Genomic DNA, 22,765 nt, shown 5'->3' on the forward strand with positions numbered 1-22,765 from the left:
CTACTAAAAGTAGGCTGGCTTGATCTGCCGGTTTCTACCAGAACGAAGGCCTGCATTGCCCGCTGCCCGGCAGCGCTGCAGCTGGGATGGGATCAATCACTTTTTATAGCGTCAATCGCATTGTTCATGCGTAATACGCGATATTTTTCATGATAGAAATTCGGGATTTATCCCTGACATACCAAGGCCCCAAGGGCCCGGTGCACGCCTTGCGTGGCATCAATCTGGAAATCGCTTCGGGCGAGGTATTCGGCATCATCGGCCGCTCCGGCGCGGGCAAAAGCTCGCTGGTGCGCTGCCTGAATCTGCTCAACCGCCCCACGGAAGGCAAGGTCATCGTCAACGGACGGGACCTCATGCAGCTGTCCGATGGCGAGCTGCGCGCTGCGCGCCGCGACATCGGCATGGTGTTCCAGCACTTCAATCTGCTGTCCTCGCGCACCGTGTATGACAACGTGGCACTGCCGCTGGAACTGGCCGGTATTTCCAAGGACGAGATTTACCAGCGCGTGACGCCGCTGCTGGAGCTGGTGGGCCTCGATCATCTGGCCGATCGCTATCCGGCCCAGATTTCCGGTGGGCAGAAACAGCGCGTGGGCATTGCCCGGGCGCTGGCCAGCAACCCCAAGGTGCTGCTGAGCGACGAAGCCACATCGGCACTGGACCCCGAAACCACGCGCTCCATTCTGGATCTGCTGCGCAAGGTCAATCGCGAATTGGGCGTGACCGTGGTGCTGATCACCCACCAGATGCTGGTGATCAAGCAGATTGCCGACCGCGTGGCCGTGATCGACGGCGGCGAGATCGCCGAGCTGGGGCCTGTGATCGATGTCTTCACCCGGCCTCAGAAGGCGATCACCAAGAGCCTGATCGACGAAATCGTGCCCCAGCAACTGCCCGAGTCGGTGATGACGCGTGTGAACCAGCTGGCCGCTCAGCTGCAGCCCGGCCAGCAAGGCCAGTTGTTGCGTCTGTCCTATGCGGGTGAGAGCGCCTATCAGCCTATTTTGTCGCACCTGATTCGCGAGCTGGGTCTGGATCTGTCGATTCTGCACGGGCAGATCGACGAGATCCAGGAGCAGACCTTTGGCTCGCTGGCGGTGTACGCCAGCGGCGAGGCAGCCAAGATTGATGCTGCCGTGGAGCACCTGCGTGCCAGCGGTGTGCAAGTGCAGATCGTGTCCAGCAAGGATTGAGAGCGATGTTTGAGAATTTTTCGGAAATGATGCTCCAGCTGCTGCTGGATTCCTTCTGGGAGACGCTGATCATGGTTGGCGTCTCGGGCCTGATCGGCGGCCTGATCGGTATTCCGCTGGGCGTCTTCCTGCGCCTGACCGACCATGGCGGCATCTTGCAGAACGGTCCGGCCAACAAGGTTGTCGGCTGGATCGTGAATGCGCTGCGCTCCACCCCCTTCATCATCTTGCTGGTGGCCATCATTCCGCTGACGCGTCTGATCACGGGTTCTTCCATTGGCACCTGGGCGGCCGTGGTGCCGTTGACGATTGCGGCGGCGCCTTTTGTGGCCCGTCTGGTGGAGACCGCCTTGCGTGAAGTCGATGGCGGCCTGATCGAAGCGGCCCAGTCCATGGGGGCGACCACCGGCCAGATCGTCTGGAAGGTGCTGCTGCCCGAGGCGCTGCCTGGCATCGTCGCTGGCCTGACCATCAGCTTCGTCAGCCTGACCGGCTACTCGGCCATGGCAGGCGCCATCGGCGGTGGTGGCCTGGGCGACCTGGGTATCCGCTACGGCTACCAGCGCTTCTTGCCCGACGTGATGCTGGTCGTGGTGATCATCCTGATCTTCTTTGTGCAGGCCATTCAAAGCCTGGGCGACTGGGCAGTGCGGCGCCTGAGCCATCGTTGAGCCGTGCCGTACATTACAAAAAATTAAGAAAAGGGCTGCTGCCTGGAAACAGGCGCCGCCCTAAAATGCAGGTTCAAGATTTTTTGAAAGGCCGCTCTTGCTTAAGGGCGGCCATGATTTTTTCTGGGTAGATAACAGCAAATGATGGATGGTTTGATTACCGGCCGACTGACCGGCATCCCCGAGAGTCGCGTAGACCGCAACCGCCGCCCCTATATGGTGGCCCGTATGCGAGCCAATGCCGGCGATGGCTCCTCGATTCCCGTGAATATCGTCGCTTTCGACAACGCACCTTGCGCCGTGCTGCGCAGTCTCTCCGAAGGCGATGCGATTGCCTTGCGTGGCAGCTTCACGCCCAAGGTCTGGATCGACAGGCAAGACGAGTCCCATGCTGTGCTCGACGTGGTGGCCCAGCAAGTGCTGGCAGCACCCACGATGTCCGATCTTTGACAGCCTGCGCATGCAGACAAGCCCGCCACCGTGAAGGAGCGGGCTTTTTTGTGGGCGCTTGGGTTGCCGCATGCAACTCGTTACGGCTTGCATTGTCAATCTGTAGTTTGCATCTGAGCAATCTGTCTAAGAAACAGCGCTCCGGCACATGAAACTGACGCTACAGTCTTAGCCACTCTCAATCTTTGGCACAAGGAATCTGCATGTTGAACAAGCGCTCGCTTTTGCGCACCACATTGGCCGTGGCTGCTACAGCTACCCTGAGCTTTGCCGCCCAGGCCCAGGACAAGACCATCAAGATCGGCGTGACCGCCGGTCCTCACGCGCAGATCATGGAAGTGGTCAAAAAGGTTGCTGCCAAGAATGGTTTGAACCTCAAGGTCATCGAGTTCGGCGACTATGTCCAGCCCAATGCAGCGCTGGCCGCCGGCGACCTGGATGCCAACAGCTACCAGCACCGCCCCTATCTGGATGCCCAGATCAAGGATCGCGGCTACAAAATCAGCTGGGTGGCCGACACGGTGAATTTCCCCATCGGCATCTACTCCAAGAAGATCAAGGCCTTGTCCGAGCTCTCCAGCGGCGCCAAGTTCGGCCTCCCCAACGACCCCACCAATGGCGGCCGCGCGCTGCTGCTGCTGCAGGCCCAGGGTCTGATCAAGCTCAAGGAGGGTGCTGGCCTGAAGGCGACGCCCCTGGATGTGGTGTCCAACCCCAAAAAGCTCAAGTTCGTCGAGCTGGATGCAGCCCAGTTGCCACGTTCGCTGGACGATCTGGATGCCTCCACCGTCAACACCAACTTTGCGATCTCGGCTGGTCTGAACCCCAAGAAGGATGCGATTGCGCTGGAGTCGGCCAAGAACCCCTATGTGAACATCATGGTGGTGCGCGATGCCGACAAGAACCAGCCCTGGGTCGCCCAGCTGATCAAGTCCTATCACTCCGATGAGGTGCGCCAGTTCATCGACAAGGAATTCAAGGGCTCGGTCTTCCCGGCGTTCTAGAAGCTCCCCCTGAGCCGCTTTGCGGCTTCCCCCTGAGGGGGACGACAGCATTGCTGCGCGGCGGCGCTTGCTGGCTGTCTCTTTGATGGGGCATGCCTGACTGAGGGCATTGAACTAAGCGCTGCACCTGCAGCGCTTTTTTGCTCTCTTGTTGATAGCTGCCTGCGCTGGCTGCACATTGATTTTCGCTTCTTTCTATGGAAAACCATTTAATCACTGGCGCTGGCAGCTATTGTTTTTTGCTTATTCCATGACCTGAAACCATTCAGCCAGCGGTGCACGCGTGGTCTGGGTCTGGTTGACTGGGGCGGCCTCGTCGGCCCAGCCCAGGGCCAGGCCGCAGACGATGTGCTTGTTCTCGGCCAGGCCCAGCACGCGACGCACGGTAGCCGGGTACGAGGCCAGGGCACCGATGGCGCAGCTGCCCAGGCCCATGGCGGCGGCCGCCAGTTGCAGTCCGTAGAGCGTCATGCCCAGGTCCATATAGCCACCGGGGCCGTAATGGGCGTCGATGGTGACGACCAGCGCCACGGGTGCATCGAAGAAGCGGTAGTTGCGCGCAAATTGCGCTTCGCGCCCGGCGCGGTCGTCGCGCGCCACGCCAAGGGCGCCGTAAAGCGCCTGTGCCGAAGCCACCTGGCGCTTGCGCAGCTGCATGGGCATGGGACGCGGAAAGTAGGCGTAGTCCTCGCATTCGGGCACCTGGCTTTCAACGTCCTGCAGCAGGGCGGCAGTCAGTTGCTCGCGCAGCTTGCCGCGCACTGCGATCAGCTGGCCTGGTTGCAGATTGCCGCCGCTGGGCGCCTGGCGCGCCGTCAACAGCAGCTGCTCCAGCAGCGCGTCAGGCACGGCATCGGGCATAAAAGCACGTGTGGAGCGGCGCTGCTGCATCAGCGCCATGCCTGCTGGCAAGTCGAAGCCTTCAGATGTTTTTACGACTGAACCGTTGCTGGACATGGGGTAATAGCTATCAAAAATGAATTCAGGGAGCGGCTTGCAGCCATTGCACCAGGGTTGCGGCTCCGATACCGCCGGCACCGGCGATGGCCGCCAGGCCGAGTGCGGCCTTGGGTGTCCATGACTGGGCCTGATACTCAAGCTGAGCCAGGCAGCGCACCAGCGCAATCGCGCCTGACGCGCCTATCGGGTGACCGCGCGCCAGGCCGCCGCCTGCGCTGTTGATCTGCTCGGGCGCGAGGCCCATGGCGGCGCAAAAGGCCAGGCCTTGAACGGCAAAGGCGTCATGCAGTTCGATGGCCGATAGGTCTTGTGCCTTGAGCTGTGGGCTTGCCAATGCCTGGCTACCCCTGGCCAGCGTCATCTGCGCCGCCGCAATGGCCGCCAGCAGCGGTGTTTCGGGTGCGGCGCCCACGCTGGCGCTGGCCAGCCATTGCGCGCGGGGCTGCAGATTCCAGCGTGCGCAGGCCTCGGGCGTGGCCAGCAGGATCAGGGCCGCACCATCGGCCTTGGCCGAGACGGTCAGGGGGCTGAGTGCGTGGGCCGCGATATCGTCGGCACTCGCGCCCTCACAACAGCCCCGGGCCAGGGTCGGCATGCGCGCGGCACGTGCAGGCTGCAGCGCGCGCGGATAGGCATCGGCCTCAAGCCCTGCCACAGGCACGATTTCGGGGGCGAGTTGCGCCTGGGCGGCCAGGGCACGATTGTGGCTCAGCAGCGCATACTGCTCCTGCTGGCTGCGGCTGAAGCCATGCGCGAGCGCATAGTCGGCCGCCGATTGCAACATATCGGGGTCGCGCTCGGGATCGGGGGCAAATGGCGGGCGCTCGTAGCTTTGGGGCTGCTCGCCTGGGAGCTGCGGGCGGGTCTGGCGAATGGGGGCGCGGCTCCAGGCCTCGATGCCGCCGGCAATCACCACCTCGGCCTGACCCGATTGCAGCAGACCCACGGCCATGGCCACCGCATCCAGGCCCGAGCAGCACTGGGTATCGATGGTGTGTGCGGCGCAATTGTCGGGCAGGCCGGCGGCCAGTGCCAGCATGCGCGCCGGGTTGCCGCCGGCGCCCAGGGCGTTGCCGATGACGACTGTGTCCACGGCATGGGCCGGCAAGCCGCTTCGCTGCAGCAGTGACAGCAGCAGCGGCCGGCCCAGTTCATGGGGACTGAGCCGGGCCAGGGCCGAGCCTAGCGGAGCCACCGGGCTGCGGGCCCAGGCAATGATGGGGGTCTTGCTTGGCATGGGCCTCAACTCTGCCACGGCCGCAATGCGGGGAGCTGGGCAGGGGATATGGCAGCTCCCGCAGGCCCGGCCATGCTGGCGCGCAGGGCCTGAGCCAGCTGGCCGTGATCGGTCTTGCCGCTGGCTGTGTGCGGCCAGTGCTCGCAAACCCACCACTGGCGCGGCACCTTGAAGGCTTCGGTGCGCTCGCGCAGCCACTGGTTCAGCTCCAGGGCCGAAGGCGCCTCGGTCTGGGGCCTCCATTGCAGCACCGCGTGTACCTGCAGGCCGCGCAGCGCATCGGCCTGGCCGTGCAGCGAGACCTGGGCAATCGCCGGGTGGCTGGCCAGCAGGTTCTCCACTTCCTCGGGAAACAGGTTCTTGCCCTGGGTGACGATCATGCGGCTCTGGCGTCCTGCCAGGCACAGCATGCCGCGTTCGTCGATATGGCCCATGTCGCGCACGGACAGCCAGTCGCCATCGCGCAGCACGGCCGTGGCGTCATGGGCGTCGCCCACATAGTCCATGAACAGCATGGGGCTGCGGATATAGATCAGGCCGTCGCTGGCGTGGCTGGTGCCATGCTCGGCCAGCGCATTCTCGGCGGCATCGCTGCCGGTGGGGCGAATGGATAGCTCCACATTGCTGAACGGTCTGCCCACGGCCTGCGGGCCGCTGGCTTCGTCGGCATCCATCCAGGCGACAAAACTGGCCTCGGAGGCGCCATAGAACTCAATGATGCGGGCCTTGGGGAACAGGGCGCGCAGCGCCGGCGTGTGGGCGCGCATCCAGCGCGCGCCGCTGATGGTGATCAGTTCGACCTCGGGAATCGGTGCGAGCTGTCTATGCTCGGCCCATTGCAGCATCAGCAGCAACTGGCTGGGCACGGCGACAAGACAGGGGGTATCGCCGCCTGCCAGGGTTGCAAGACAGCGCGAGGCAGAGAACTTCTCCTGCATGACGGCGCCGCAGCCATACCAGATGCCTTGCATGGCTCCGAACAGAAACAGCGAGTGCGAGATGCGCCCCGGTGCCAGCGTGCGCTGGGCGACGACGGGGCCGAAATCCTGCAGGCCGACGCGAAAGCTCTCCGTCCACGACAGATGGTGGCGCTTGAAGCCCTTGGGCAGGCCGGTGCTGCCCGAGGTAAAGCCAGTATAGAAGGCTGCCGTCGGTGCCGCCGCATCCAGCTCGCAGGGCTGCTCAGGCAGCCAGCTTTCAATGCGCTGGCGCACGGCCGGTTGCCAGTCGGGGTCGGCGACTGCCGCGCAGCGGCCACTGTGGATCACGGCCAGAAAGTCCACCAGCCGCTCCAGCGTTGAGCGGTTGGCATCCAGCAGCAGCATTTGCGGCGCGCGTTGCGCCACCAGACGTGCCGAGCGCTGCTCGACCTCGGCATGCAGCTCTCCAAAGGTCCAGGAGCCGGCCTCGCTCTGCAGGGCCACCACATCGGGCCGGTGTTGCGCCCAATAGGCCAGCGGGCCATGAACCAGCTGCCACAAGCCCTGCAGCGGCGCCGCCGCGGACAGCGCGTTCACCGGCGACCGCCAAAACGCCAGTCAGGCATTCCGCGCGCCACGGTGTGGACGATGATGGCGCAGAGAACACATTTGATGAAGTCGCCGGGGACAAAGGCCAGCGTCACGGCAAAGGCCTGACTCAGGCTCATCTTGGCGATCAGCATCAGGCCCAGCACGCCAAAGGCATGCAGGCACAGCAGGCCGCCGATCAAGGAGGCGATGAAGGCGCTCAGCGCCGTGCGACGCGGCGTGCTCTGCGGCAGGGCAGCCATGACGGCGCCAGTAATGCCTGCGGCCAGCATGTAGCCGATCAGATAGCCGGCAGACGGTGCCATGAAGACTCCGATGCCGCCGCGACCGCCCGACAACAGTGGCAGACCTACGGCCACGGCCGCGAGAAACAGTGCCATGGACTGCAGACCGCGCCAGGGCCCGAGCATGACGCCTGCCAGCATCACGCCCAGCGACTGGATGGTGATGGGCACGCCGAACGGCAGGTCGATCTTGGGAATCAGGCCCATCACGGCCATCAGGGCGGCGAACAGCGATACCTGAGCCATGGAGCGTGCGCCGCCGCGCGATACGGTGTGAGAGGGTGTGGTAGTCATCAATGCTCTCCTAGAAACCCAGTCTTGCCCAGAGGGCGTCGGCCACACGGCGCGTGGCCTGCAGCATATGAATCGTCAGCGGTGCAATCAGGCGCAGGCCGCCGCTTTTGCCGGTGCGCAGGCGGTATGCCTCGTCCAGCTTTGTCCATTGCACAAAGAAATGTTCGGTAAAGCGCAGCATGAGTGCAAGCTGCATGGCCACGCGCTCGGTGGGGATGCCCAGGCGGGCCAGCGGGGCCAGCAGCCATTCCAGTACCTCGACCAGATCGCTGGGGCGGGTGGTGATGGTCAGCGCAATGCCCAGGGTCGAGGCGCAGACCAGCCGAAGGCTGCTGACGGTTGCCAGCACAGGGTTGCCCATGAAGACATGAAAGCCCGCCACCAGCAGTGCCGCGACGATAACCGAGCGCATCAGCCGGCGCGCCACCTGTGTGGCCTGACCCAGCGAGATCCAGAGAAGCAGGCAAGCCACGCCGCAGCCCGCCAACACCCAGGGGCTGGCTATCAGAAATAACAGCGTGCCAAAAACCGCCAGCAGCAAGAGCTTGAGGCCGGCCGACCAGCGATGCAGCCAGGTCGCAACTTCGCTGTAGAGACTACCCATGCAGGTCTCCGTACGAGCTTTTCTTCAGCAACTGCTCCTGCACTGAGGTCTCGTAGGCGCTGCAGATGTCGCGGCCCGGGCCGTCGGCGCGCAGCCGGCCTTGCTCCAGCCAGATCACGCGCTCAAAGTCACGCACATGGTCGAGCACATGGGTGGAGACCAGCACCTGTTGCGGTGCGGTGGCAATATCCTGGGCCAAGCGGGCTTGACCGGGCAGGTCCAGGCTGGCGAAGGGCTCGTCCAGCAGCAGCAGTTGCGGTGCGGCAATCAGCAGCGAGAGCCAGCACACCTGCTGGCGCTGGCCCTGGCTCAGACTGCTGACAGCACGCTCGGCCCAGTGGGCCAGGCCGCGTGCGGCCAGCAACTCGCGCGCCCTGGCTCTGGCCTGCTGCTTGCTCAGGCCCTGGGGGCGAAGGCCCAGGGCCAGTTCTTCCTCCACGGTGGGGAAGATGATCTGATCGTCCGGATTCTGGAACATCAGGCCGATCAGGCCGGGCTTGTGCTGGCGGGCCTGCAGCAAGGGCATGCCATCCACCAGTACTTGTCCGGCCTGGGGCAGCTCGAGCCCGCAAAGCAGGCGAAACAGGCTGGACTTGCCCGCGCCGTTGTTGCCGATCACGCCGATGCGCTGTTCCGTCAGGGCCAGGTTCAAACCGTCAAACACCTGGGTCTGGCCGCGCTGCAGCCGTATGTCGACCAACTGCACGCCCTGTTGGGCGGGGCTTTGCAAACCGTCACTCATACATCAGCTCCGGCTGCTGGAATGGCAGGGCTGCAAGGTGCCGGGCTGGAATGTGGATGACAAGAAACGAAAAGGGCTGACATACGGAGGAGTCTGAAACCGTGCCCCGGCTTAAAACATACGAGGCAGCGCTGGTGGCGGATTCTAGCGCTGTGAATTTGCTTTCAAAAGCCCGCCATCTGAGCTCTTTTTATGTGAATTTCCTATAAGAAATGATTTCTTTACTTTGGGGAGTCACCTGTTGCCATTTGCCCTGCATTTCGTAGAAGTTGCACGCCTGATGGCAGCGTGTTGCAGAGTGAAGAATTTCTGTGTGTCGTTCATGCCTGCTTCAGGGGCTAACTTCGCTCAAACTGCACGAGCGCTAGCGTGAAGATTTGTGAGATTGGACGTGGATAGCCATGTTTTGACGTGGCTTGCACTGCTGAAGGGCGCAAGCTTGCTGGAGGCATCTATCGTCAGGCAGTCAAACCGGCGCGAGATTGGCGGCTTTCGGGCTCAAACAGGCAGTTTGCAGGCACCAAAATTTTTCTGAAGAAATCGCTTTTGAGCCGTCCGGATATAAAAAAGCGGGCTCTGGGCCCGCTTTTTGCTGTCCGGCAACTCGGATGACCTAGCTAGAACTGGTAGCTGAGGCTGGCACCTGTCATCCATTGACGTCCCGGGGCCGGCTCGTAATAACGTCCATTGCCTTCGTTGACGATGACCGAGCCCACATAGTTCTTGTCCGCCAGATTGTCGATGCGGGCAAAAGCACTGAGCTTCCAGGCGCCCAGGCGCCGGGTGTAGCCCACGCTCAGGCTGGCCACGTTGTAGCTGGGGGCATAGACCTGGTTCTTGTCGTCAGCGGCAATACGGCCCACATGACGCCAGTCCAGACCCACACGCCAGTCGGTGGCGGGAAGCCATTCCAGCCCCAGGTAGCCCAGATGTCTGGCCGTGCCGGCAATGCGGTTGCCGGCGGGAATGCAGTCCTGGCCCTTGCTGTCGCAATAGCCGCTGCGCAGACTGGCATCGAGCAAGGTCAGCGCGCCGTTCAGGCGCAACTGGGGCATCAGCCAGGTGCTGGTGCTCAGCTCCATGCCGCGGCGGCGGGTCTTGCCGGCATTCTGATAAGAGGTGCGGCCGTTGTCGTTGCTGGCCACCACGATTTCATCGTCGGTGCTGGTCTGGAACAGCGCGGCAGACCAGTCGCCGCGCAGGCCGGCCACATTGAAGCCTTGCTTGATGCCCAGCTCGGCACTGGTCGATACCGCAGGCTTGAGGCCGAAGTTCAGGCCGCCCACCAGATCGGGGCGGTACGAGATCTCGTTGAAGGTGGGTGTTTCCATGCCGCGACCCAGCGAGGCATAGATATTGGTGTCCTGAGTGAGTTCGTGCTGCAGCGAAACAACCGGCAAGAGTTTATGGAATCCGGTGCTACCGCTATCGTCCTTGTCGGCCAGGAAATGGTCGCGCGACTGGAACTGCACATTGCTCCAGCGCAGGCCGGCATCGAGCTTCCAGCGCGGCGCAAAGGCCCAGGAAGCCTGCAGATAGGGGTCGATGCTGGTGAGGGTATTGCGTTCGTCGCGCACCAGCGCGCCGACTACGCCCAGCTGGTTGCCCACAAAGTTCTTGTAGCCCTGACGGTCTTCCCTGACAGTATTGGCGGCCAGGCCGGCAATCAGGCTCAGGCTGCCGCTGCCTAGCTCGTACTTGCCGCTCCAGCGTGCATCGATGCCACCATAGTCGCGCTTGAGGCCGATCACCCCGCCTCTGTAGCCGGGCTGCGAGTCCTTGGGTGTGGACTGAAACTGCATCATTTCGCGCTGACCGGCATAGGCCATGAGGCGCAGCGCCTGGCCGCCGTCCAGCTGGCGCTCATAGGTCAGGCCGGCCTGGGTCTGCTTCACGCTTTTGCGCGAGTTCATTTTGATCGCATTGGCGTTGACGTCCTTTGGATTGAGGGTCCATTCACTGGGTTTGATGCCGCCGGGGTCCTTGGCATCGATGTTCACATGGTTGGCGACCAGGGTCAGCTGGCTGTATTCGTCTGGCTTGACATCGATGCGGGCGTTGAACAGGTTTTTGTCCGCTGCGCTCTGGGCCCGGTAGCCGTCGGTGAGGAAACGGCTGGCGCTGAGCACATAGCCAATCCCGTTGGTTTCGCCCTTGGCCTTGAGGCCCAGTCGCTTCTGGCCGTCGCTGCCCAGCGCAAAGCTGCTTTCCACCGAGGGCGCACCCTCGCCGCGTTCGGTATAGGCGTTGATCACGCCGCCAGAGGCGTTGCCATAGAGCGCGGAGTAGGGGCCGCGCAGCACTTCCACGCGCTCCAGCGAGGCGATATCGATATTGTTGGTCTGGCCCTGGCCATCGGGCATGGTGGAGGGGATGCCGTCCACATAGATCTGTATGCCGCGCACACCGAAGGTGGAGCGCGCGCCAAAGCCGCGAATCGACAGCTGCAGGTCTTGCGCGTAGTTCTGGCGGTTCTGCAGCTGCAGGCCCGGAGCTGCGCTCAGGGACTCCGAGAGATTGACCTGCAGATTGCGCTCGCGCATGCGCTCGCCGTCGAGCACGGTGACGGAGGCCGGGGTCTGCTCAAGCGCGGACTCCTGCAAGGTGCTGCGCACGGTGACTTCGGACAACTGGGGCAGGTCCGGCTGGGCGGCGGCTTGCTGGGCTGTTGCGGACTGAGCCGTCAGCAGCAGTCCGGCGGCGGCCACAGGCCAGCCTGCCAGATGACAAAGGCGCGAAAAATGCATGTGAATATCTCTGGGGCTTGGGGTGGACGTTCGGTGCCCTGGATGGCTGCAAGCTCTGTTGACAGCGTTCCTTGCCACGGCGTGAAACTCGCTCAGGCAGTGCCGTGCCTGCGTCATTGTCGGTGCCATGGCAAGGTGCGTGTCGGGCAGCTTGCAATTTTGCTCCGATTGTATTTGGGTGGTAATGTTTTAATGATTTCTGCTGCGGATTACCTTCTTCCCCGTGATAGAGCATTACCCCAGGTTACAAGTGACGCGACTTTCATGCGGCGGCTCCGGCCCCTTGCAGCGATGCCGTTGGGGTAAGATGGCGCCGCGCTCCGGGGTGCACGCCAGTGCTGAGATCTACACCCGCGAACTTGACCCGGTTCATACCGGCGGAAGAAGAGCTTGCAAGCTGACCTCAGTGCAGTGCGTTCTCGCATGGTCAGCAAGCCTTCGGAGCAAAATGTCCCCGCTCTCGAAGGAATTTCATGGACAAGGCCGCTTCGCTGGTCGCCGATCTGCTTGCTTTCATCGCAATGGATGACTGCACCGACGACCAGTTCAATCAACTCGCCCTGCGCCTTTTCGCCTACCAGTACGAATGCAATGCGCCGTTTCGCAGCTTTTGCCAGCGACGCGGTGCCACGCTGCGCAATGTCAGGAGCTGGCGCGATGTTCCGGCCGTGCCCATCGATGCCTTCAAGGCCATGGAGCTGCGCAGCGAGCCACCATCGCCCGCCGAGCGCGTATTCATGACCAGCGGCACCACGGGCCGCGCCGCACGTGGACGTCATTTCCATCCGCAGCTCGATGTCTATGACTTGTCCATGAAGCGCTATTTCGCCAGACGTTTCATGCAGGGTCTGGAGCGCATGCCCATGGGCATTCTGTTTCCCGATGAGCAGGCCATGCCCAATTCCTCGCTGGCCCACTATCTGGCCCTGGCCCGCTCCGAATTCGGCTCGGCCGGCAGCCGCTACTATCTGAACTCGGAAGGGCTGGATATGCCGGCCCTGTGCGCTGCGTTGGCAGAGTCAGAGCGTAGCGGCCAGCCCTTTGCCCTGCTGGGCGCGAGCTTCAGCCTGGTCCATGTGATGGATGCCCTGCGTGCGCAGGGCCGCAGCTTCCGCTTGCCTGCAGGCAGCCGCGTGCTGGATACGGGCGGCTACAAGGGGCAGTCGCGCGAGCTGCCGCTCGAGCAGTTCTATGCCGAGCTTTCCCAGTTGCTGGGCGTGCCGCGCAGTCTGTGCATCAATATGTATGGCATGACGGAGCTGAGCACCCAGTTCTATGACGATGGCAATGCGGTGCTGCCTTCGGTCAAGTCCGGTCCGCACTGGATCCGTTCGCGTCTGGTCGAGCCGATCACCGGCAGGGACGTGGCCGCTGGTGAGCGCGGCATTCTGGTGCATTGCGATCTGGCCAACTACAACGCGGTGACCACCATCCTGACCGAGGATGTGGGCCTGTGGGCCGGCCAGCAGGAAAAAGATGGCTTTTTGCTGCTGGGGCGCGCCGAGGGCGCCGCCGCCAAGGGGTGCTCGCTGGCGGTTGAAGAGTTTGTGAAAGCTGCCGGCGCATGAGCGAGCAGCGCAAGCTACAGCGTATCAAGGCTGGCTATCTGCCGGGCCTCGGCGACGACGAAGTGCAGTGGCACACGCTGGACTTCGGGTCTCAGGACGGTCAGTTGCTGGAAGTCAGCGTGCCCGTGCTGACGGCGCCGCAGATGCAGACACTGGCCTGTCGTGTGCGCAAGGCCGCAGCCATCCATCTGCGCCCCATGCCGGTTGCCGAGATCATCGATGCCATCGATCGTGCGATGGCCCGCCTGCTGGACCGTAACGACATCTACCGCCAGCAGGCCGAAGCCTGGCTGCCCGTGGTCAGTGGCTATGACGCCGATATGGTGCGGCTGGGGCTGACAGGATTTTTCAAGACCTTTCGTGCGGCGCAGCTCAAGCGCTTTGTGGCCGAGGATTTTCCCAACCCGGCAGTGCTCGACGGCTTTCAGCCGGCAGCCAAGGGCGGAGCCGTACGTGCTTTCGGCCCGGATCTGCTGGTGCATAGCTGGGCCGGCAACGTGCCTGCGCTGTCGCTGTGGAGTCTGGTCTGCGGCTTGCTGGTCAAGGCCCCTGCGATAGGCAAGCTGGCCAGTGCCGAGCCCTTGTTTGCCGGATGGTTTGCACGCTTGCTGGCCGAGGTTCACCCGCCGCTGGCCGATTGCCTGGCCGTGGTGTGGTGGCGCGGTGCAGGCGGCGAGGAGGCCGACACGCTCTATGACCAGGCCGATACGGTGCTGGCCTACGGTGGCAACCAGACGCTGGATGCGCTGCGTCGTCGCCTGCCCGTGACGACACGCTTCTTGCCCCATGGCCACAAGCTGGGCTTTGGCCTGATCGGTGCGCAGGCGCTGGATACGCTCAAGGCTCCTGGCATGGCAAGGCTGGCCGCCTGGGACGTGATGCGCTATGACCAGCAAGGCTGCTACTCGCCCCATGTGTTCTATGTGCAGCGTGGGGCGCCGGTTTCGCCGCGTGCTTTTGCCGACTATCTGGCGGCCGAGCTTGCCAATCTGCAGCGACGATTCGCACGCCGCGAGCTGGATCTGGAAGAAGGGGCGGCGCTGGCCCGCTGGCAGCAGAACATGGAGTGGGGCGGTGAACCTCACCAGCTGCTGGGGCCGGTGGATGCGCCCTGGAGCGTGGCCTACAGCGAGAGTCTGCAGCCCCTGGCACCGACCGCGCTGTACCGCACGATTGCCGTGGTGGCCGTGGACCGGCTCGATGCCGTGCTGCCCGTGGTGGCCGCTCAGCGTGACTATCTGCAGACCGCAGGCATTGCGGCCGGCCCCGAAGAGCTGTACCGCCTGGCCGGGCTGCTGGGCGCGGCTGGCGTCACGCGCATCAGCGCCATCGGCTCCATGAGTATGCCCGAGGCGGGCTGGCACCATGACGGGCGCTTCAACCTGCTGGATCTGGTGCGCATGACGGAGATCGAGCAGTCGGCAGAACTGGCGGCCCAGCCGCTGGCCGATTATGCGGATTGAGGGGGCGGGTACGGTCGTGGCATTCATGGAGTTCAAGCAGGCCCGATTCAGCTACCCGGGACGAGTGCCCGTGGTGGATGGCGTGGACTGGCAGGTCGGGGCCGCAGAGATCCACTGCCTGCTGGGGCGCAGCGGCTGCGGCAAGACCACGCTGCTCAAGCTGGCGGCAGGCCTGCTCAGGCCTCAGTCGGGGCATGTCTTGCTGCGCGGCAGCGAACTGGCAGCGCCGGGGCCGCAGCTGGGCTTTATGTTCCAGGCACCGACGCTGCTGGATTGGCATACGGTGATCGACAATGTGCTGCTGCCCGTGTCGCTGCAGCGCAAACCCACGCAGCAGGACCGACAGGCGGCCATGCAGTTGCTGGAGCAACTGGGCCTTGCCGAACATGCTTCGCTCTATCCGCGCCAGCTCTCGGGCGGTCAGCAAAGTCGCGTGGCGCTGGCGCGAGCCCTGATTCTGGAACCATCGCTGCTGCTGCTCGACGAGCCTTTTGCGGCGCTGGATGCCATTACGCGTGCCGAGCTGCAGGACGATTTGCTGCGCACCTGCCAGCGCCATGGCACGACGGTGCTCTTTGTTACCCACGACATCAACGAGGCCGTCTATCTGGGCGACCGCATTGCACTCATGCATGGCGGCCGCATCGTGGACGACTGGTCCATCGAGCTGCCACAGCCGCGCCAGCAGAGCCTGCGCCACGGTGCGGCGTTCAACGACTATTGCGCGCGCATTCGCGCATCCATGGACCGAGGTTGCGCATGAGCAGCTTGCTGAACAAGACACATTGGCTGTCCGCCTCGCTTTTGGTAGCCGTTCTTGCAATATGGGAGCTGGCTGCGAGGCAATTTGGCTTGTCGGCGCTGGTGTTGCCCGCGCCCTCGGCGGTGGCGCTGTCGCTGTGGTCGGGTCTCGCGTCCGGCTATTTCTGGCCGCATCTCTGGGCTACCTTGCAGGCCTTGCTGCTGGGGCTGCTCATAGGCAGTGCCGTGGGCTTGCTGGCTGGCATGGCTCTGGCCGAGTCCGAGTTGCTGGAGCGCGTGCTCAAGCCCTATGTGGTGGTTAGCCAGGTCGTGCCCAAGCTGGCTCTGGCGCCGCTGTTCGTGCTGTGGTTCGGCTTCGGCATGCTGCCGACGGTGCTGATCACGGCGCTGATCTGCTTTTTCCCATTGATGGAAAACACATTGACGGGCCTGCGGCAGGTGGATGGCCAGCGCCTGCAGCTGTTTCGCATGCTGGGCGCAACCAGGCTGCAGACCTTGCTGCGCCTGAAACTGCCGACCGGGCTGCCCGCGATTCTGGCCGGGCTGCGCGTGGCTGTCGTGCTGGCCCTGGTCGGTGCCGTGGTGGCCGAGTTCATGGGTGCAAGCCAGGGCCTGGGCGCCGTGGTCATTGCCGCACAGGGAATGATGGACACCACGCTGATGTTTGCGGCGCTGGTGCTGATTGCCGTCATGGGTCTGCTGCTGTATCAGGCCTGCCTTGTTCTGGAGCGCTATTTGCTGTGCTCCCATCACTTTTCAACCTCGCAGTCGGGCGATCAGGCCTGACTGCATCTTCAAACCATTTGTCATGCACTCCAGCAACCAGACTTCGTTCATCTCTCGCCGCAGCCTGCTCGGCGCCTGTGCAGGCCTGAGCGGCCTTGCCATGACCGGCACCAGCATGGCGGTTCCTCTGCAGGGCAAGATTCGCCTGGCCGGCTGGAGCAAGCCCATCAGCGAGATCACCAATATTCTGGTCGAGCCCGAAAAAGGCTTCTTCAAGGCGAACGGCGTGGAACTGGCCTATCTGCCCGGAGCGGGCGGCGGCGATGCGATTCGCAACATCCTCAGCGGCCAGGCCGACGTGGCGTTTACCGACCCCGGTTCCTTCTTCATGGCTCTGGACAAGGGTGAGAAGCTGGTGGCGATCTACGACATCTATCCGCAGAACGTGTTCAATGTGGTTTCGCTCAAGTCCTCGGGCATTCGCAAGCCCGCGGACCTCAAGGGCAAGAAGATCGGTGTCTACAGCCTTGCCAGCGGCACGCGCCAGAACCTGTTGGTGATGCTGCATCAGGCCGGCCTCAAGGAGTCGGATGTGAGCATTGTCGTGACCGGCCTGTTGAACTTTGCGCCCCTGATGCAAGGGCAGGTTGACGCCACGGCCGCCACGGATACCGGCCTGGCTGTGGGACTGCGCAAGGGCATCGGCGAAGTCAATGTGATGCAGGTCAGCGACCACCTCAATATGTCCAGCGACATGTTTGTGGTGCGCGAGGAGGTGTTCCAGCAGAAGAAGGACTTGCTCAAGGCATTCGTCAAGGGCTACCGCGAAAGCGCTGCCTGGATGATGGCGAATCCCGAGGAGGCCTCGGTGCTGGCCAGCAAATATGCCATCGACGGCACGCGTCGCGATATCAATCTGGATGTGATCCGCCTGCGTAACGCCTCTTCCATGCCGGCAGTCCAGGGCCAGCCGCTGGGCAGCTTCGATATGGCTGCGCTGCAAAAAGGTGCCGATGCCTATCGTGCGCTGGGCATGGTGCAGCGTCAGATCAAGGTGGCGGATGTGGTTGTGCCGCTGTAAATCTCCCCCTGGAGGCGCGTTGCCTGGGCGGCCTCGCGCCTTGGGGGAGGACAGCATTGCAGTGGGGCGGCGAGGCCGCCAAGGCCCTTGCCTGCTGTCTCTTCCCTGGGATCTGCCAGTGTTTGAACGGAAATCGTGAATATGAGTCAGTCTTCTTCAATGGGCTTGCGCGGCAAGGTGGTGCTGGTGACGGGCGCCAGCCGCGGCATCGGTGCGGCGATTGCCCTGGCGTTTGCGCGCGAGGGGGCGGCGGTGGCCGTCAACTACCTGTCCAATGACGAGGCTGCAGCCAGCACCGTGGATGCCTGCTTGGCCGCGGGCAAGGACTCGGGCGGCGATGCCTGGGCGGTCAAGGCCGATGTGGGCTCGCCCGATGCGGTGCAGAGCATGGTAGACGGCATCGTGCGCGAAGCGGGGGGCATCGATATCGTGGTCAACAATGCCTTCAGGCCCTATGCATTCGATCCGGAACGCCGCAGCCGTTTTGACGATCTGCAATGGGCGGACTATCAGGCACAGTTCGATGGGGCCGTAGGCGCAAGCTTCAATGTCTGTCGTGCGGTGCTACCGCTGATGCGCCAGCGCGTGCGCGGCAGCATTGTCAACATCGTCAGCAATCTCGTGGAGCAGCCTGTCGTCGCCTATCACGACTACACCACATCCAAGGGCGCTCTGCTGGCCTTCAGCCGCAATCTGGCCAGCGAGCTCGGGCCAGTGGGCATCCGCGTTAACTGTGTGGCGCCCGGGCTGGTCTATCCCACGCAGGGCACACAGGGCAGCAAGGAGTCTTTCCGTGAATCGCTGATGGCGGCCACGCCGCTGAGGCGGCTGGCACGGCCCGAGGATGTGGCAGGGCCGGTGCTGTTCCTTGCGTCGGAACTCAGCGGTTTCATGACTGGGCAGCTGCTGCTGGTCGACGGCGGTCTGGTGATGCGCTGAGCTTCCAGGCAGCCAAGGCAAAGCCTGTCTGCCTTCTTGCCCTTACTGCTTGGCGGATGCTTGGGCGTGATCTATCGCATCGATGATGGCCACGCCGGTCTGCTGCACGCCCGGAGCGTTGAAGCCGGGGCCTGGCGTGACGGCAGGGTGGCTGAGCAGCTTCTCGGCCATGCTGGGCGCTGCGGCAGGAGCGCTGGTCTGTACGGGGGAAGGCGGGTTGGCGGCAGGCTTGGCAGTTGCCTGTTCGGTGGAGTCCAGATAGTCGTTATAGCGCTTGTAGGCCTGACGCTCGCTGCGAGTCTGCTCCTGCTGCTGCTGTGAATGCTTGAAGTATCGATAGGCGACCGTACCCAGAATCAGTGCTGCCACCAGAAATACGGCAATAGCGGTGACGACGAGGTTTTCGTCGGAGCGCTGAGGCGATTGACGGACGGCGGTGGGCATGGGACGGGAAGCTGGCATCTGGGAAAGCATGTCCGAGCAACCGAGACTCGGACCTGATCGGTATCTAACTGTTTTCAGCGTATCAAAAATAGCCGGTTCAGGCCTTCAGATCGGCAGTTTTTTCCAGAACTTCAGTCGGAAATGTCCAAAACCTTGGTCGTGAGCAAGTTTTTTTGCGCAAAAAAGCCGGTACGCCCTGGGCGGTACCGGCTTTTGCAGCTTTGCCAGCTATCAGGCAGCGACGGCTTGTGCTTGCTCGATCTGAGCCTTGGCTGCTTCCATGGCGGCAGCCTTGGCGTCGGGGCCCATGGCCACGCCTTCGGCACGAACGATGGTCACGTCGGTCACGCCCATGAAGCCGAAGATCACCTTCAGGTAGCTTTCCTGGTGCTCCATGGCCTGGCCCGCTTCGCTGGTGGAGTATGCGCCGCCGCGAGCGGAAGCGACGATGACCTTCTTGTCGCCGGCCAGACCCACGGGACCGGTGGCGGTGTACTTGAACGTACGGCCAGCCTGGGCGATGCGGTCCAGCCAGGCCTTCAGCTGCGAGGGGATGGTGAAGTTGTAGAAGGGGGCACCCACCACGATCACGTCAGCAGCCAGGAATTGGCTGACCAGCGCTTCGGAGACGGCGTTTTCCTGGCGTTCGACTTCGGTGGCAGCGGCCTGGCCGGTGCGAAAGCCCAGAGATTGCGCGCTCAGGTGGCTGGGGGCGCTCACGGCCAGGTCCAGGTAGTCCACCTTGGCTTCGGGGTTGGCCTGCTTGAGGTTGGCAACGATATCGGCTGTCAGGGAGCGGGTAACGGAACTGGAGCCAGTGATGGAAGAGTCGATGTGCAGGATTTGCATATTGGTACCTATACCTCTAAAAATGAGTAAAAGAGCACTTCTTGCCCAGCTCAGATGCTGCGTTGCGGCAAAACAGTGATTCGTTTTGAATTGCAATGGGATAGATTGTAGATTTGTTTAGATTCGGCAATAAGTCTGCAAAAATGCGATAGATCGTTCCAAATATCAATTCAATCGAGTCCAAGGATATATGCATGGTGGATCTCAACGACATGCTGTACTTCGTCGAAGTGGTCGAGCGCGGCGGCTTTGCCGCTGCGGGACGGGCACTGGGTATTCCCAAGTCGCGCCTCTCGCGCCGTGTTGCTGAACTTGAGGCCCACCTTGGGGTGCGCTTGCTGCAACGCACCACCCGCAAGCTGTCTCTGACACAAGTGGGGGAGACCTTTCTGCGCCACGGCCAGGCCATGCGCGATGCCGCCCTGGCAGCGTCGGATGCCGTGGCCGAAGTCCAGACCGAGCCGCGCGGCACCATTCGTGTGACCTGCCCGGTGACGCTGGCGCAGACCGTCCTGGGCGAGTTGATGCCCGAATTCCTCAAGCGCTGCCCGCTGGTGCAGGTGGAGATGCAGGTCACCAACCGCCCAGTAAATCTGGTCGAGGAGGGGGTTGATGTCGCATTGCGCGTGCGTGCCACGCTGGAGGACAGCGGCTCCATGGTCGTCAAGCGACTCGACAGCTCGCGCCAGATTCTGGTGGCCAGCCCCGATCTGCTGCAGCGCCAGGGCACCCCCAGGTCGCTGGAGGACTTGCAGTTGCTGGACAGCATGGCGATGACGGCAGTCGACGGTCATTCCAGCCTGCTGCTCGTCGGGCCCGAAGGCAAGGAGCACCGGCTGCAGCTGCAGCCGCGCTATGTGGTCGATGACTTGCTGACGCTGAAATTTGCGGCCCTGGCCGGCAGCGGCATGTGCTGGCTACCTGACTATATGTGTCAGGACGAATTGACCCGGGGCACTCTGGTGCAGTTGCTGCCGCAATGGGCACCTCCGCGCGGCATCGTGCATGCGGTGTTCCCCTCACGGCGTGGGTTGGCACCGGCGGTGCGGCATTTTCTGGACTTCCTTGGGGAGCGCATGCCGGGCAGCAGCATCTCTGCCGTGCAAAAGGCAGCATCGGCCTCGGCGCAGCATTAGCTTCTGCCCATAAGATAACAACAAAACATTCGTTGGGATTTGGGCAGGCCTTGCCCACAATGACTGCCTTGTTATCAGATCAGGAGCACGCCGGGCTTTTTTCCTCTGGCCCGGCTGGCGCTTCGAGATTACAGGAGGCAGCATGACATCCCCATTTCGCATCGTGATTGTGCCTGGCTGGCGCAACTCCGGTCCCGGACATTGGCAAAGCCTGTGGGCAGAGCAGCTGGAAGGCGCCGTGCGTGTACAGCAGCAGGACTGGCTGGTGCCGCACCGCGATGCCTGGGTGGCGGAGCTGGAAAGAGTCTTGCTCGCCGACGAGCGACCTGCCGTCATCGTGGCTCACAGCCTGGGCTGCATCACGACCGCGCATCTGGGCGAGGCTGCTGCGGCGCGCGTTCATGGCGCTTTGCTGGTGGCGCCTGCCGACCCCGAGCGTCGCGCCCAGTTGGCCGACTTCGCCCCCGTGCCCTATGCGCCGCTGCCCTATCGCAGCGTGCTGGTGGCCAGCAGCAATGATCCGTTCTGCCCCATTCGCCGTGCGGGCGCTTATGCCAGGGCCTGGGGCAGCGAGCTGGTGCGTTTGCAGAACGCCGGACATATCAATATCGAGTCGGGCTTTGGCGCCTGGCCGCTGGGGCTGGCACTGCTGCAGTCGCTGACCGAGCAGGGCGGCTGGAATGCTCAGACCTCGACCCGGCCCTTGCAGGCAACTGCACTTGCGGCCTGAAATCCAGGGGCTGTTCCTCTTTCATGCTTTTCTTTTGATAGCTGTATGCGCTTTCTGATAGAGCGCTTACGGCTATTTTTACCTTGAACTCGCGTGCTGTTTTATTCTTTATATTGAATTTCAGAAAAACAAAGAAAAATATATTCTTTTGAGTTTTAAGGAGTCGTTCGCACAATGTCTACATCTATACACATTGCTCAAGAAAAGGCAGCGAACCATGCATTCCGTGAAGCTCAAGACATTGTTGGCATCCATCGCACTGGCAGCAGCAGGCGCTGCCTCGGCACAGACTCAGCTGCTCAATGTCTCCTATGACGTGGCCCGCGAGTTCTACAAGGATTACAACGCTGCATTCATCGCCCATTACAAGAAGACCAAGGGCGTGGACATCAAGGTGGATCAGTCCCATGGCGGCTCCAGTGCCCAGGCCCGCGCCGTCAATGACGGCCTGGCTGCCGATGTGGTGACTTTCAACACGACCACCGATGTGGATTTCCTGGCCCAGAACGGCGTGGTTGCCAAGGACTGGAACAAGAAGTTCCCGCATGACGCATCGCCCACTACATCGACCATGCTGTTCCTGGTGCGCAACGGCAATCCCAAGAACATCAAGGACTGGTCCGATCTGGTGCGCCCAGATGTGAAGGTCGTGGTGGTCAACCCCAAGACCGGCGGCAATGGTCGCTACGCCTATCTGGCAGCCTGGGGTTCGGTGCGTGAAAAGGGCGGCACCGATGCGCAAGCGGCCGAATTCGTGCAGAAGCTCTACAAGAACGTGCCCGTGCTGGGCAAGGGCGGTCGCGATGCGACCAGCATCTTCTTGCAGCGCAATATCGGCGATGTGCTGATCACCTTCGAATCCGAAGTCGTGTCCGTGGACCGTGAATTCGGTCAGGGCAAGGTCGACGCGGTCTACCCTTCGGTAAGCATCGTGGCCGAGAACCCCGTGGCCGTGGTCGAGCGCACCGTGGCCAAGAAGGGCACGACCCAGCTGGCCAACGACTATCTGCAGTGGCTGTACTCTGACGAAGCCCAGGAAATCGCTGCCAAGCATGCGATCCGCCCGCGCTCCGAAGCAGTGCTGAAGAAGCACGCCGACCAGTTCAAGCCCATCAAGCAGTTCACCGTGGCCAAGTACTTCGGTTCGCTGACCGAAGCGCAGAAGGTGCACTTCAACGATGGCGGCCAGTTCGACAAGCTCTACACCCCCGGTAAATAAAGACTCCCTTTGAGCGGCTATGCCGCTTCCCCCTCTCTCGCTGCGCGGGAGGGGGCGACGCCCCAAGCGTAAGGGGCGGCCCTTGCTCGGCGTCCCTGTGGGGCGCCTGCCTGTTCATAGGCCCGGCATG

22 protein-coding genes and 1 riboswitch are annotated in these 22,765 nt (G+C 62.8%); of the genes, 13 read left to right on the plus strand and 9 right to left on the minus strand.

Going from position 1 to position 22,765, the window contains the following annotated elements; translation table 11 throughout:
* The first annotated feature begins 149 nt into the window (after positions 1–149).
* The 4 genes from EIC84_RS02735 (at position 150) to EIC84_RS02750 (ending at position 3,321) form a co-directional block, all read left to right on the plus strand.
* Positions 150–1,196, plus strand: coding sequence for a methionine ABC transporter ATP-binding protein (locus EIC84_RS02735; RefSeq protein ID WP_003070063.1), 1,047 nt, complete (start codon positions 150–152; stop codon positions 1,194–1,196).
* A gap of 5 nt (positions 1,197–1,201) precedes the next feature.
* Positions 1,202–1,867 (plus strand): methionine ABC transporter permease, encoded by a 666-nt coding sequence (locus EIC84_RS02740; protein WP_003070061.1) that lies wholly within the window; start codon positions 1,202–1,204, stop codon positions 1,865–1,867.
* A 141-nt stretch (positions 1,868–2,008) separates the two neighbouring features.
* A complete protein-coding gene (locus EIC84_RS02745; RefSeq protein ID WP_012838140.1) occupies positions 2,009–2,317 on the plus strand; it encodes a single-stranded DNA-binding protein in 309 nt (102 codons plus the stop codon).
* A 203-nt stretch (positions 2,318–2,520) separates the two neighbouring features.
* Entirely contained in the window at positions 2,521–3,321 is an 801-nt protein-coding gene (locus tag EIC84_RS02750; RefSeq protein WP_003070058.1) for a MetQ/NlpA family ABC transporter substrate-binding protein, read from the plus strand.
* A 243-nt stretch (positions 3,322–3,564) separates the two neighbouring features.
* Here EIC84_RS02750 and EIC84_RS02755 read toward each other — a convergent pair whose 3' ends face one another.
* The 7 genes from EIC84_RS02755 to EIC84_RS02785 all read right to left on the minus strand — a co-directional run bounded on the left by EIC84_RS02755 (position 3,565) and on the right by EIC84_RS02785 (position 11,718).
* Positions 3,565–4,278, minus strand: coding sequence for a nitroreductase (locus tag EIC84_RS02755; RefSeq protein ID WP_034363254.1), 714 nt, complete (start codon positions 4,276–4,278; stop codon positions 3,565–3,567).
* A 25-nt stretch (positions 4,279–4,303) separates the two neighbouring features.
* On the minus strand, positions 4,304–5,518 hold the full coding sequence (locus EIC84_RS02760; RefSeq protein ID WP_003070056.1) for a thiolase family protein: 1,215 nt from the start codon (positions 5,516–5,518) through the stop codon (positions 4,304–4,306).
* A gap of 5 nt (positions 5,519–5,523) precedes the next feature.
* A complete protein-coding gene (locus EIC84_RS02765) occupies positions 5,524–7,035 on the minus strand; it encodes an AMP-binding protein (protein WP_003070054.1) in 1,512 nt (503 codons plus the stop codon).
* Entirely contained in the window at positions 7,032–7,625 is a 594-nt protein-coding gene (locus tag EIC84_RS02770; protein ID WP_003070053.1) for a biotin transporter BioY, read from the minus strand. Before EIC84_RS02770 ends, EIC84_RS02765 begins: the two co-directional genes overlap by 4 nt.
* Positions 7,626–7,635: 10 nt before the next feature.
* Entirely contained in the window at positions 7,636–8,229 is a 594-nt protein-coding gene (locus EIC84_RS02775) for an energy-coupling factor transporter transmembrane protein EcfT (RefSeq protein WP_003070052.1), read from the minus strand.
* Positions 8,222–8,971, minus strand: a complete 750-nt coding sequence (locus EIC84_RS02780) for an energy-coupling factor ABC transporter ATP-binding protein (protein ID WP_003070050.1) — start codon at positions 8,969–8,971, stop codon at positions 8,222–8,224. Before EIC84_RS02780 ends, EIC84_RS02775 begins: the two co-directional genes overlap by 8 nt.
* A 617-nt stretch (positions 8,972–9,588) precedes the next feature.
* On the minus strand, positions 9,589–11,718 hold the full coding sequence (locus EIC84_RS02785; protein WP_003070048.1) for a TonB-dependent receptor: 2,130 nt from the start codon (positions 11,716–11,718) through the stop codon (positions 9,589–9,591).
* Positions 11,719–12,029: 311 nt separating this feature from the next.
* A riboswitch (TPP riboswitch) is annotated at positions 12,030–12,121 on the plus strand.
* A 70-nt stretch (positions 12,122–12,191) separates the two neighbouring features.
* On the opposite strand from EIC84_RS02785, the gene EIC84_RS02790 reads away from it, so the two are divergent.
* The 6 genes from EIC84_RS02790 (at position 12,192) to EIC84_RS02815 (ending at position 18,257) form a co-directional block, all read left to right on the plus strand.
* Positions 12,192–13,286 carry a long-chain-fatty-acid--CoA ligase gene (locus EIC84_RS02790; protein WP_003070887.1) on the plus strand — a complete coding sequence of 365 codons (1,095 nt, stop codon included), beginning with the start codon at positions 12,192–12,194 and terminating at the stop codon, positions 13,284–13,286.
* A complete protein-coding gene (locus tag EIC84_RS02795) occupies positions 13,283–14,749 on the plus strand; it encodes an acyl-CoA reductase (protein ID WP_003070884.1) in 1,467 nt (488 codons plus the stop codon). The genes EIC84_RS02790 and EIC84_RS02795 overlap by 4 nt, the downstream gene beginning before the upstream one ends.
* Before the next feature lie 25 nt (positions 14,750–14,774).
* Positions 14,775–15,512: an ABC transporter ATP-binding protein gene (locus EIC84_RS02800; protein WP_003070880.1), complete on the plus strand. Its 738-nt coding sequence runs from the start codon at positions 14,775–14,777 to the stop codon at positions 15,510–15,512.
* Positions 15,509–16,297 carry an ABC transporter permease gene (locus tag EIC84_RS02805; protein WP_003070878.1) on the plus strand — a complete coding sequence of 263 codons (789 nt, stop codon included), beginning with the start codon at positions 15,509–15,511 and terminating at the stop codon, positions 16,295–16,297. Before EIC84_RS02800 ends, EIC84_RS02805 begins: the two co-directional genes overlap by 4 nt.
* A gap of 22 nt (positions 16,298–16,319) precedes the next feature.
* Positions 16,320–17,318, plus strand: coding sequence for an ABC transporter substrate-binding protein (locus tag EIC84_RS02810; protein ID WP_003070876.1), 999 nt, complete (start codon positions 16,320–16,322; stop codon positions 17,316–17,318).
* 141 nt (positions 17,319–17,459) lie between these two features.
* Positions 17,460–18,257, plus strand: a complete 798-nt coding sequence (locus EIC84_RS02815; protein WP_134737294.1) for an SDR family oxidoreductase — start codon at positions 17,460–17,462, stop codon at positions 18,255–18,257.
* A 42-nt stretch (positions 18,258–18,299) separates the two neighbouring features.
* On the opposite strand, the gene EIC84_RS02820 is transcribed toward EIC84_RS02815, so the two are convergent.
* Complete coding sequence (locus EIC84_RS02820) at positions 18,300–18,701, minus strand: hypothetical protein (protein ID WP_050788992.1); 402 nt, start codon at positions 18,699–18,701, stop codon at positions 18,300–18,302.
* 231 nt (positions 18,702–18,932) lie between these two features.
* Positions 18,933–19,550 carry an FMN-dependent NADH-azoreductase gene (locus tag EIC84_RS02825; protein WP_003067966.1) on the minus strand — a complete coding sequence of 206 codons (618 nt, stop codon included), beginning with the start codon at positions 19,548–19,550 and terminating at the stop codon, positions 18,933–18,935.
* A gap of 194 nt (positions 19,551–19,744) precedes the next feature.
* Here EIC84_RS02825 and EIC84_RS02830 point away from each other — a divergent pair, with 194 nt between their 5' ends.
* The 3 genes from EIC84_RS02830 (at position 19,745) to EIC84_RS02840 (ending at position 22,635) form a co-directional block, all read left to right on the plus strand.
* Entirely contained in the window at positions 19,745–20,686 is a 942-nt protein-coding gene (locus EIC84_RS02830) for a LysR family transcriptional regulator (protein WP_003067965.1), read from the plus strand.
* A 142-nt stretch (positions 20,687–20,828) separates the two neighbouring features.
* The gene (locus EIC84_RS02835; protein WP_003067964.1) at positions 20,829–21,416 is read left to right on the plus strand and encodes an alpha/beta hydrolase; all 588 of its coding nucleotides are present in this window, start codon (positions 20,829–20,831) and stop codon (positions 21,414–21,416) included.
* Between the two features lie 217 nt (positions 21,417–21,633).
* Positions 21,634–22,635: a sulfate ABC transporter substrate-binding protein gene (locus tag EIC84_RS02840; protein WP_003067963.1), complete on the plus strand. Its 1,002-nt coding sequence runs from the start codon at positions 21,634–21,636 to the stop codon at positions 22,633–22,635.
* The last annotated feature ends 130 nt before the right edge of the window (positions 22,636–22,765 follow it).

The sequence above is a fragment of the Comamonas sp. A23 genome (assembly GCF_004522605.1).
Taxonomy (GTDB): Bacteria; Pseudomonadota; Gammaproteobacteria; order Burkholderiales; family Burkholderiaceae_C; genus Comamonas; species Comamonas thiooxydans.

Excerpts from the sequence above, each read along its gene's own strand:
- EIC84_RS02735 (WP_003070063.1), top strand. The coding sequence starts at position 150 with ATGATAGAAATTCGGGATTTATCCCTGACATACCAAGGCCCCAAGGGC.
- EIC84_RS02740 (WP_003070061.1), top strand. The coding sequence starts at position 1,202 with ATGTTTGAGAATTTTTCGGAAATGATGCTCCAGCTGCTGCTGGATTCC.
- EIC84_RS02745 (WP_012838140.1), top strand. The coding sequence starts at position 2,009 with ATGATGGATGGTTTGATTACCGGCCGACTGACCGGCATCCCCGAGAGT.
- EIC84_RS02750 (WP_003070058.1), top strand. The coding sequence starts at position 2,521 with ATGTTGAACAAGCGCTCGCTTTTGCGCACCACATTGGCCGTGGCTGCT.
- EIC84_RS02755 (WP_034363254.1), bottom strand. The coding sequence starts at position 4,278 with ATGTCCAGCAACGGTTCAGTCGTAAAAACATCTGAAGGCTTCGACTTG.
- EIC84_RS02760 (WP_003070056.1), bottom strand. The coding sequence starts at position 5,518 with ATGCCAAGCAAGACCCCCATCATTGCCTGGGCCCGCAGCCCGGTGGCT.
- EIC84_RS02770 (WP_003070053.1), bottom strand. The coding sequence starts at position 7,625 with ATGACTACCACACCCTCTCACACCGTATCGCGCGGCGGCGCACGCTCC.
- EIC84_RS02775 (WP_003070052.1), bottom strand. The coding sequence starts at position 8,229 with ATGGGTAGTCTCTACAGCGAAGTTGCGACCTGGCTGCATCGCTGGTCG.
- EIC84_RS02780 (WP_003070050.1), bottom strand. The coding sequence starts at position 8,971 with ATGAGTGACGGTTTGCAAAGCCCCGCCCAACAGGGCGTGCAGTTGGTC.
- EIC84_RS02785 (WP_003070048.1), bottom strand. The coding sequence starts at position 11,718 with ATGCATTTTTCGCGCCTTTGTCATCTGGCAGGCTGGCCTGTGGCCGCC.
- EIC84_RS02790 (WP_003070887.1), top strand. The coding sequence starts at position 12,192 with ATGGACAAGGCCGCTTCGCTGGTCGCCGATCTGCTTGCTTTCATCGCA.
- EIC84_RS02795 (WP_003070884.1), top strand. The coding sequence starts at position 13,283 with ATGAGCGAGCAGCGCAAGCTACAGCGTATCAAGGCTGGCTATCTGCCG.
- EIC84_RS02800 (WP_003070880.1), top strand. The coding sequence starts at position 14,775 with ATGGAGTTCAAGCAGGCCCGATTCAGCTACCCGGGACGAGTGCCCGTG.
- EIC84_RS02805 (WP_003070878.1), top strand. The coding sequence starts at position 15,509 with ATGAGCAGCTTGCTGAACAAGACACATTGGCTGTCCGCCTCGCTTTTG.
- EIC84_RS02810 (WP_003070876.1), top strand. The coding sequence starts at position 16,320 with ATGCACTCCAGCAACCAGACTTCGTTCATCTCTCGCCGCAGCCTGCTC.
- EIC84_RS02815 (WP_134737294.1), top strand. The coding sequence starts at position 17,460 with ATGAGTCAGTCTTCTTCAATGGGCTTGCGCGGCAAGGTGGTGCTGGTG.
- EIC84_RS02820 (WP_050788992.1), bottom strand. The coding sequence starts at position 18,701 with ATGCCCACCGCCGTCCGTCAATCGCCTCAGCGCTCCGACGAAAACCTC.
- EIC84_RS02825 (WP_003067966.1), bottom strand. The coding sequence starts at position 19,550 with ATGCAAATCCTGCACATCGACTCTTCCATCACTGGCTCCAGTTCCGTT.
- EIC84_RS02830 (WP_003067965.1), top strand. The coding sequence starts at position 19,745 with ATGGTGGATCTCAACGACATGCTGTACTTCGTCGAAGTGGTCGAGCGC.
- EIC84_RS02835 (WP_003067964.1), top strand. The coding sequence starts at position 20,829 with ATGACATCCCCATTTCGCATCGTGATTGTGCCTGGCTGGCGCAACTCC.
- EIC84_RS02840 (WP_003067963.1), top strand. The coding sequence starts at position 21,634 with ATGCATTCCGTGAAGCTCAAGACATTGTTGGCATCCATCGCACTGGCA.